This is a genomic window from Aquiflexum sp. (assembly GCF_041749095.1).
GTDB lineage: Bacteria > Bacteroidota > Bacteroidia > Cytophagales > Cyclobacteriaceae > Aquiflexum.
In genome coordinates this window covers 1-2,048 of sequence record NZ_JBGTCA010000160.1, presented here as the reverse complement: position 1 = coordinate 2,048, position 2,048 = coordinate 1, and the positions used below count along the sequence as shown (strand labels likewise).

The window sequence follows — 2,048 nt, the reverse complement described above, 5'->3', positions numbered from 1 at the left end:
CCAGGTTGGGCTTTCGGATTAAATGTAATTTCCTGGACCCCATGAACACCGGAAAACATATCAATGCGAAACAATTCTCTGCTGTTTCCAACAAAGGGGACTTCGGTTATTGCCTGGGTTTTCCATTCAGATAAGACCCATTGCAAGGTGGTTTTTATAGAATCTGCATAGGAGAAATCAGCAGGTCCGGTCCCCGCGGGTTCGGTATGGGTTGTGTACAGCAGGCCGTTATGCGAAAATTCCGGGTGAAAGGCAAAACTTCCAAAGCCAGTTGCCAATCCGGGGACGGGGATAAAATCCGGTTTTTGAGTCGCCATATCCAGGTAAACTTTTTCGGTTCCTTCTTCCAATTGGTATAATTTTCCTCTTAGATCCAACATGAAAAGTTGCTTGGTATCCGGCCTATAATCCAGCTTGTTGATTCGGGTAATAGGCATTTCTTCACTTGATGCGGGAAATTGGTGCATCAATTCAAGCTCAACCACCCAACCTGATAGAGGAATGGGTTCTGGGATGGGATTGTCAATTTCATCCGTCCGCAAAACCACCTTGTCGTCCGGCTCAGGATACTGGTGCATATAGGCGATGATGGCATCTATTTCTTCGTTAGGCAAATGGTCAAATGGCGGCATGTAACTTTCGAACCTTCCGAATATTTCCTTTGCCCTTTGATCTTCTGAATTGATCATTTCTGCCGGATTTTGGATAAAATCCCTGATCCACCCGACGTTAACCTCTTCCGTCAATCCACCCAAATGAGGTCCGATTCCATCCTGCACAAAACTATGGCAGCCACTACAGTGGTTTTGAAACATTACCTGACCGCTACCAATGACATCCTCATCTGTTGAAATTCGATTTTCCCTGGATACATTTGAAGGATGACACGCGGAAAGTAGAAAATTGGATATCAAGAATGTAAGGGCGATGAAGCCATAAAGCTGCTGTTTCATTCGGGGAATTAGTGTTCAATTCGGTTCTTTATTATAAATGTATTGTAAAGGTTTACACGGATCAAGAAGACAGAAGTGGCGAAGTTGGATCCCGATTGCTCGGACTGAGTTTCTGATTTAGTCAAACTTGCCATTGGTGTTATACAGTTACTTGCATCATTGAGGATATTTATAGAAATATACCCTATATCAGATAAATAGGGTAAATTCTGGATTGATTGATTTTTAGATCAATTATCGGGTTTATTTGGATCACTTGGTAATCCATGCCGTTTGAAAAACTCAGCTGGCTCCTCAGGAACGGAAACTGTTTCGTCAATCTTCCGACCGGTTTTTTCGTAAAGCTCCTTACGGCCTTTCATATCATCCACCAGTTCCATATAGGCAATCTGACCAACCCTAACGGCCACCCTTCTGGGGACCACTACCACGCCATCTGCATCGGCAACTATCACATCCCCAGGGTAAACCAGACAGCCTCCAACCACAACCGGCCGCTGCACATCTATAACTTCGTTTCTTCCTATCCTTTCTCCTCTGCCACGCTCAAAATAATTCATGTAGACTGGATTCTTTTGCCGGTTCACTTCATCGATATCCCGTACTCCTCCAGCTGCCACCAGACCAACTGCCCCTTTTTCCTGCCAGTCCATTATATTTTTTGAACCGGTGGTTCCCGTATCATTGTCATCTTTGTTATCCATAACGATAATGGAACCTGGTTTAATATATTCCTGAAAGGGTTCTGTGGAAAGTTGCGAGTACCACATTCCACGCCATTTTCGGTATTCCTCATAATTTTCAGGCTTGGTCAAATCAGCTCCGGGATGCATGGGTCTATTGGTTGGGCCATACCTCACTGTGACAGCAATTCCTGAAATCCGGTGGCTCATCGTTTCGACATCTTTCCAAAGCGGGGCAATCTTTTGGTCCATTACACCCACATCCATATAGCCTACTGTCACCATGCCATCCACGACATCATTTACCCTGGCACCCTTGTAAAGTTCCAACAATACTTCATCTGAAACCTCTGTCCCTTCCTGTGCAAGGGTTTTTGGGCAGTAAAATACAATCACTGCCATCATCATTAAA

The 2,048-nt window shown here is 44.5% G+C and carries 2 protein-coding genes; both read right to left on the bottom strand.

Features of this window, described 5'->3' with window-relative positions; translation table 11 throughout:
• The coding region (locus ACEW8O_RS07860; protein WP_373494070.1) for a cytochrome c at positions 1–953 on the bottom strand (953 nt) is incomplete at its 3' end.
• Between the two features lie 230 nt (positions 954–1,183).
• The coding region (locus ACEW8O_RS07855) for a hypothetical protein (RefSeq protein ID WP_373494069.1) at positions 1,184–2,048 on the bottom strand (865 nt) is incomplete at its 5' end.